6 protein-coding genes and 1 pseudogene are annotated in these 6,353 nt (G+C 59.8%); 4 read left to right on the forward strand and 3 right to left on the reverse strand.

Translation table 11 applies throughout. The features are described from left to right. Positions 1-179 precede the first annotated feature (179 nt). Positions 180-797, reverse strand: coding sequence for a glycerol-3-phosphate 1-O-acyltransferase PlsY (gene plsY, locus HMPREF9538_RS16065; protein ID WP_004144530.1), 618 nt, complete (start codon positions 795-797; stop codon positions 180-182). 107 nt (positions 798-904) lie between these two features. Here plsY and folB point away from each other — a divergent pair, with 107 nt between their 5' ends. Next, a complete protein-coding gene (folB, locus tag HMPREF9538_RS16060) occupies positions 905-1,288 on the forward strand; it encodes a bifunctional dihydroneopterin aldolase/7,8-dihydroneopterin epimerase (RefSeq protein ID WP_004150923.1) in 384 nt (127 codons plus the stop codon). A 198-nt stretch (positions 1,289-1,486) separates the two neighbouring features. Then, positions 1,487-2,308 carry an undecaprenyl-diphosphate phosphatase gene (gene bacA / locus HMPREF9538_RS16055; protein ID WP_004144532.1) on the forward strand — a complete coding sequence of 274 codons (822 nt, stop codon included), beginning with the start codon at positions 1,487-1,489 and terminating at the stop codon, positions 2,306-2,308. An 11-nt stretch (positions 2,309-2,319) separates the two neighbouring features. Here bacA and HMPREF9538_RS16050 read toward each other — a convergent pair whose 3' ends face one another. Both HMPREF9538_RS16050 and HMPREF9538_RS16045 read right to left on the reverse strand, forming a co-directional pair. Continuing rightward, positions 2,320-3,561 carry a multifunctional CCA addition/repair protein gene (locus HMPREF9538_RS16050; RefSeq protein ID WP_002916864.1) on the reverse strand — a complete coding sequence of 414 codons (1,242 nt, stop codon included), beginning with the start codon at positions 3,559-3,561 and terminating at the stop codon, positions 2,320-2,322. Positions 3,562-3,622: 61 nt separating this feature from the next. Further along, a complete protein-coding gene (locus HMPREF9538_RS16045) occupies positions 3,623-4,243 on the reverse strand; it encodes a TIGR04211 family SH3 domain-containing protein (protein WP_002916862.1) in 621 nt (206 codons plus the stop codon). 214 nt (positions 4,244-4,457) lie between these two features. Here HMPREF9538_RS16045 and HMPREF9538_RS16040 point away from each other — a divergent pair, with 214 nt between their 5' ends. Together HMPREF9538_RS16040 and HMPREF9538_RS16035 are read left to right on the forward strand one after the other, a co-directional pair. Further along, complete coding sequence (locus HMPREF9538_RS16040; RefSeq protein WP_009484818.1) at positions 4,458-5,756, forward strand: inorganic triphosphatase; 1,299 nt, start codon at positions 4,458-4,460, stop codon at positions 5,754-5,756. 20 nt (positions 5,757-5,776) lie between these two features. Further along, positions 5,777-6,353: pseudogene (locus tag HMPREF9538_RS16035) on the forward strand (bifunctional glutamine synthetase adenylyltransferase/deadenyltransferase); the annotation flags it as partial.

Here is a 6,353-nt window from a genome sequence, read left to right on the forward strand (position 1 = left end):
CGGGTTGCGCCGCGCCGCCAGCCGCCAGCGCAACTTTTGCCTTCCCATGCTGCTAACGTATTGTTACAAAAGGAGGATGTGGCGATGATCGCCTTTGATGGCGAGGAAGCGTAAAAGGGCGGGTGAAAGGCGCGATTAGCGCAGGAGAGTTCCCCGGCTGGCGGAGCCGGGAGGGGAGATTACTTCTGCTCTGGCGTTTTTTTCTTCTTCACGCGGGTCCAGATTTTGCTCTCCTGGCGACGCCACAGACGCTGAATGTTGTCGTGATGGCGCAGGAGGATCAGGCAGGAGAGCATCGACACCGGAAAGGTATACTGCGGTTTGAACCACCAGACGTAGAACGGGGCGATCAGCGCGCTGACGATAGCGCCCAGGGAAGAGTAGCCGCTGAGCAGGATGGTCAGCAGCCAGGTCCCGGCCATCACCCCGGTGAGATCGAGCCCGATGGGGGCGATAGCGCCGAAGGCCGTGGCGACGCCTTTACCGCCGCGGAAATGAAAGAAGACTGGCCAGATATGGCCCACGCAGGCGGCAATCGCCACTAACCCCAGCCAGAACGGCGTAAGGCCCAGCGCCCAGGCGCCCCACACCGGGAGCATGCCCTTCAGCACATCAAAAATAAGTACCGCTACGGCCGCCCCTTTTCCGCCAATTCGTAGTACGTTAGTGGCCCCGGGGTTGCCTGAGCCGCTGTCGCGTGGGTCGGGCAGGCCAGCAAGGCGACATACCAGAATGGCGCTGGAAATGGAGCCGCAGAGGTAGGCGAGGAGTACCAGTCCAGGCGCGATTGCACTCATAACGCTGTTCCGTTTTGAAAATGTCGTTGTATTCTCTGCATCTGTGGATAATACGCATAATTCGCCGGAAGTGGTATCCGGTTTAGCTAAAAAGCAGGCAGGGCGTGATGGATATTGTATTTATAGAGCAACTTTCGGTAATCACCACCATTGGTGTTTATGACTGGGAACAAACCATTGAGCAGAAGCTGGTGTTCGATATCGAAATTGCATGGGATAACCGCAAGGCGGCCGCCAGCGATGATGTCAGCGATTGCCTCAGCTATGCTGATATCAGCGAGCGGGTGATCGCGCATGTGGAGGGGGGAAAATTTGCGTTAGTGGAGCGGGTGGCGGAAGAGGTGGCCGACCTGCTGCTGGAAACATTCCAGTCGCCATGGGTGCGCATAAAAGTCAGCAAACCTGGCGCCGTGGCTCGCGCGGCAAACGTCGGGGTGATTATTGAACGTGGCCTTAATCTGAAACAAAACTTTTCAGGTCATACTTGTTAAACAAATTGCGTTTATACCGGTCATAGCATCCGGTCATCAGGCAATTTTACTGGCGATGTCCTTCCAGAACGGTGGACGAATCCGTGTGTACTTCCTGTACGCTGCGGATTACGCGCGCTCTGGCAGCCGGGTTGTGCCTGTTGAACGATACCGTGTTCCTGGTTTTTTTCATTTTACTTTTTTAAAGGGTTTAATTGGATGAGCGATATACACTCGCTGCTGGTGGCGGCAATATTGGGTGTGGTTGAGGGTTTGACAGAGTTTTTACCTGTTTCCAGTACCGGTCATATGATTATTGTTGGTCACCTGCTGGGGTTTGAAGGTGATACCGCAAATACCTTTGAAGTGGTGATTCAGTTAGGTTCGATACTCGCCGTGGTGGTGATGTTCTGGCGTCGCCTGTTCGGCCTGATCGGCATCCATTTCGGGAAACCGCCGGCGCATGAAGGCCAGGGCAGCGGCCGTTTGTCGCTTATCCATATCCTTCTCGGCATGATCCCCGCGGTGGTGATGGGGCTGATTTTCCATGACACCATTAAATCCTTGTTTAACCCGGTGAACGTGATGTACGCCCTGATTGTCGGCGGCGTATTGCTGATTGCAGCGGAAGTGCTGAAGCCGAAACAGCCGCGCGCGGTCGGGATTGACGATATGACCTACCGTCAGGCGTTCGTCATCGGCTGCTTTCAGTGCCTGGCGCTGTGGCCAGGTTTCTCCCGCTCGGGGGCGACTATCTCCGGCGGCATGCTGATGGGCGTCAGCCGCTATGCGGCCTCGGAGTTCTCTTTCCTGCTGGCGGTACCGATGATGATGGGCGCCACCGTGCTGGACGTCTACAAGAGCATCGGCTTCCTGAACATGGGCGATGTCCCGATGTTCGCCGTCGGCTTCGTGATGGCGTTTATCGTGGCGCTGATTGCGATTAAAACCTTCCTGCAGCTGATCAAACGGATCTCGTTCATTCCGTTCGCTATCTACCGCTTTATCGTCGCGGCAGCGGTGTACGTGGTCTTCTTCTAAGGCCTGCGCCCTCAGCCTTGCGGCTGGGGGCAACGCTGTTCCTTCCACTGCGCTACCGCCGCAATTCTCCGCCGCGTCAGCTCCTCGCGAATTTCCGCCCCTTTAAAGCCCGCCGCCACGACCTCTTTAGTGGAGACCGACTGCGCCACTTCCCAGGCCTCCAGCAGCAGGCGCCCCTGCGGGTAATCGCTGGCCTCGAAACCGGTGCGTCCGCGGACGTCGGCTTCGCTGGTGAGCGCGATCTGCTGCACGCGCTGCGGTTTGCGCCACGCGTCAATGCTGTCGAAGAGTTTGACGAGGGTTTTCGGCTGCAGAATTGGCAGGGTGTGGATTAGGTCATGGTACTCCGCCACCAGTTTCGCGAGATCGCGGATATCGTTCGGCACCCGCAGACGCGCGCAGAGCTGCTCCACCAGCTTGACTCCCGCCGGACCATGGCCGTGGTGACGCGGCCAGAGCGCCTTCGGCGTCAGCCCTTTGCCGAGGTCATGGCACAGGGTGGCGAAACGTACGTCGACATCCGGCGACAGCATCGCGGCCATCGTGACGGTCATCAGGGTGTGCAGGCCGGTGTCGATTTCCGGATGCCATTTCGCCGGGGCCGGCACGCCGTACAGGGCGTCAATCTCCGGGAACAGCACCTTGAGGGCCTGACAGTCGCGCAGCGTCTGGAAAAAGACCTGCGGGTTGCGAGTAGTTAATGCGCTTTCCGTCTCTTTCCACACCCGCTCCGGCGTTAAATGCGCCAGCTCGCCGGCCTCAACCATCGCGGCCATCAGGGCCTGAGTCTCTTCGGCAATGCGAAAACCGAGGTGGGCGTAGCGGGCGGCAAAGCGCGCGACGCGCAGCACGCGCAGCGGATCTTCACTAAACGCGGGAGAGACATGGCGCAGCAGGCGCTGACGGAGATCGTTCTGTCCGCCGTAGGGGTCGATAATTGCGCCGTCGGCATCCTGGGCGAGGGCGTTGACCGTCAGGTCGCGGCGCAGCAGATCGGCTTCGAGGGTGACGTCCGGGGCGGCATAGCAGGTAAAACCGGTATAGCCCGCGCCGGATTTGCGCTCGGTGCGGGCCAGGGCATACTCTTCCCGGCTTTGCGGATGGAGGAACACGGGAAAATCGCGGCCTACCTGTTGATAGCCCGCGTCTAGCATCTGTTGCGGGGTGGCGCCCACCACCACCCAGTCTCGGTCTTTGACCGGCAGCCCTAGCAGCGCGTCACGCACCGCGCCACCGACCAGATAACTCTTCACGCCTGATTCTCCCGTATCCGTTTTTCGCAAGATGATACGTAAGTCTGGCAGAGAAGACGAATTAGTTCATCCACCGGTCTTTACGTTTGCGGCTTGGCACCAGATGCGGCAGCACCAGACCGAGCAGCAGACCGACGCCCAGCACACCGCCGCCGTACATAAACCACTGCATGATAATGGTGCGCTGTTTATCATCAAGCTGCAGATTTGCCGCATTCACCTTCTTCTGCGCGACAACCAGCTCGTTTTTCAACTTTTGGTTCTCGTCCTTCAACGCGTTAATCACGCTGTCGCTGCCGGCGACTTTCTTCTGCATATCCGCCGTGCGCTGGTTCCAGGTGGCATCGATGTTATTCAGCTTATCGGTCAGCGTCTTGACCTGGTTTTCCAGATCCGGGACGCGGGTGCGCAGGCTGGGCTCGTTGCTCAGCTCTTTCAGCGGGATCCAGGCGGTACGGCCGTTGCTGTCGCGAATTTGCGCGTAACTGGTGCTGTCGTTCGTTTGCAGTACCGACACTTCTTCCCCGGCGTTGATGGTGCCGACCAGACGATAATTATCGCCCGGGCCGCTGCGAACCCAGGTGTTCAGCTCATCGGAAACGTAGCGCTTTTCTTCTGCGTGAACCGCCGTGGCGGCGCTAAGCGCGAGCAAAGTAAAAGTAATCAGGCGTAATTTTGGCATCAGGTCATCGTTTGGTCATAAAAAGTGGAACGATAGTAGAGGCATCGCCAGAGCGACGCAAAGTTTTCCGCCACAATCGGAATCATCCAGGAGGTGGCCCGGCAAAAAGCGCGTTGCATGGCGATTCACCGCAAAATACTATCTACTGACAAAAAATATTGTCGTAAGTTCGCCGCAATTTGTCGGCGCAGCACAGAAGCGGAAGAATTCAGTCATGGCTCAAGAAATCGAACTCAAGTTTATCGTCGCTCAGGATGGGGTAGAGACGCTGCGCGAGCAGCTCAATGCGCTCGAGGCGAAACATACGCCCGCGGGCCAGTTGCTGAACATTTATTACGAAACCGCCGATAACTGGCTGCGTCGTCACGATATGGGGCTGCGCATCCGCGGCGATCAGGGGCGTTATGAGATGACGCTGAAAATCGCCGGTCGGGTGGTCGGCGGCCTGCACCAGCGCCCGGAATATAATATTCCACTGGATAAACCGGAGCTGGCGCTTGAGCGCCTGCCGGCGGAGGTCTGGCCGCAAGGGGAACTTCCGGCCGCGCTGGCGGAGCATGTCCAGCCGCTGTTCAGCACCGATTTTGCCCGTGAACGCTGGGTGATCCAGGAAGGAAAGAGTGAGATTGAGATTGCCCTCGATCGCGGCGAAGTAAAGGCGGGCGAACATCAGGAGCCGATCTGCGAACTGGAGCTGGAGCTGCTCGCCGGGGAGACCACCGATCTGCTGCGCCTCGCGCATCGTTTGCTGGAGAGCGGCGTCCTGCGTCAGGGGAGCCTGAGCAAAGCCGCGCGCGGGTATCATCTGGCGCAAGGTAACAATGAGCGTCCGGTGACCCGGCTGGCGGTGCTGCCGGTGGCAGCGAAGGCCAGCGTGGAGCAGGGGCTGGAGGCGGCGCTGGAGAGCGCCCTGGCGCATTGGCTGTATCACGACGAGATCTGGCTGCGCGGCAACGCAAAAGCCAAAGCGGAAATTCTGCTGGCGATAGCCCGCGTGCGCCATGCCCTCGTGCTGTTCGGCGGCATCGTGCCGCGTAAGGCGACCACCCACCTCCGCGCGTTGCTGAACGACGCCGACGCCGTTCTGCTGGCTGCGGACACCGCCGACGAAGCGTTATTCCGCACCGAGGTCGTTGGCGCCAAACTGGCCCTGACCGAATGGCTGGTCCAGCGCGGCTGGCGTCCGTTCCTCAACGAGGCGGGAGAGAAAAAAATAGCCGGATCGTTCAAACGGTTTGCCGATATTCACCTCTCGCGGGTGGCGGCCGAGCTGCGCAGCGCCGTGCAGCATCTGGCGGTAGAAGATGCCGCTGACCAGTTGCCGAAGCTGTCCCGCGACATCGACAGCGTCCAGCTGCTGGCGGGCGCCTATGGCGACGCCGTCGCGCCGTGGCTGGAGAACTGGCAGGAACTTCAGCGTGCGATAGAGCATGACGACCGCAGCGTGTTTGAATATTTCCGTCGCCAGGCGCTGGCTGCCGAGCCGTTCTGGCTGCATAGTGGAAAACGATAATTACAGGCCAGGGAGCCCTTATGATGCCGCTTTCTCCGCAGTTACAGCAGCACTGGCAGACGGTCGCTGACCGTCTGCCAACGGATTTTCCCGTTGCCGAACTGAGCCCACAGGCCAGGTCGGTGATGGCGTTCAGCGATTTTGTCGAACAGAGTGTGATCGCTCAGCCGGGCTGGCTGAATGAGCTTGCGGACTCCGCGCCGGCGGCGGAAGAGTGGCGGCATTACGAAGCCTGGCTGCAGGAGCGCCTGCAGGCCGTCACTGACGAAGCGGGGTTGATGCGAGAGCTGCGTCTCTTCCGCCGCCAGATGATGGTCCGCATCGCCTGGGCGCAGGCGTTGTCGCTGGTGCGCGAAGAAGAGACGCTGCAGCAGCTGAGCGTCCTGGCGGAGACCCTGATTGTCGCCGCCCGCGACTGGCTGTACGCCGCCTGCTGTAAAGAGTGGGGAACGCCATGCAACGCCGAGGGTCAGCCGCAGCCGCTGCTGATCCTCGGGATGGGAAAGCTGGGCGGCGGCGAGCTGAACTTCTCTTCCGATATCGATCTGATCTTTGCCTGGCCGGAGCATGGCGCCACCCGCGGCGGCCGCCGCGCGC

Source organism: Klebsiella sp. MS 92-3 (assembly GCF_000195655.1).
In the GTDB taxonomy this organism is placed as follows: Bacteria; Pseudomonadota; Gammaproteobacteria; order Enterobacterales; family Enterobacteriaceae; genus Klebsiella; species Klebsiella pneumoniae.

What these genes read in the sequence shown, in the direction of transcription:
- plsY (WP_004144530.1), bottom strand. Translation starts at nt 797, where the DNA reads ATGAGTGCAATCGCGCCTGGACTGGTACTCCTCGCCTACCTCTGCGGC.
- folB (WP_004150923.1), top strand. Translation starts at nt 905, where the DNA reads ATGGATATTGTATTTATAGAGCAACTTTCGGTAATCACCACCATTGGT.
- bacA (WP_004144532.1), top strand. Translation starts at nt 1,487, where the DNA reads ATGAGCGATATACACTCGCTGCTGGTGGCGGCAATATTGGGTGTGGTT.
- HMPREF9538_RS16045 (WP_002916862.1), bottom strand. Translation starts at nt 4,243, where the DNA reads ATGCCAAAATTACGCCTGATTACTTTTACTTTGCTCGCGCTTAGCGCC.
- HMPREF9538_RS16040 (WP_009484818.1), top strand. Translation starts at nt 4,458, where the DNA reads ATGGCTCAAGAAATCGAACTCAAGTTTATCGTCGCTCAGGATGGGGTA.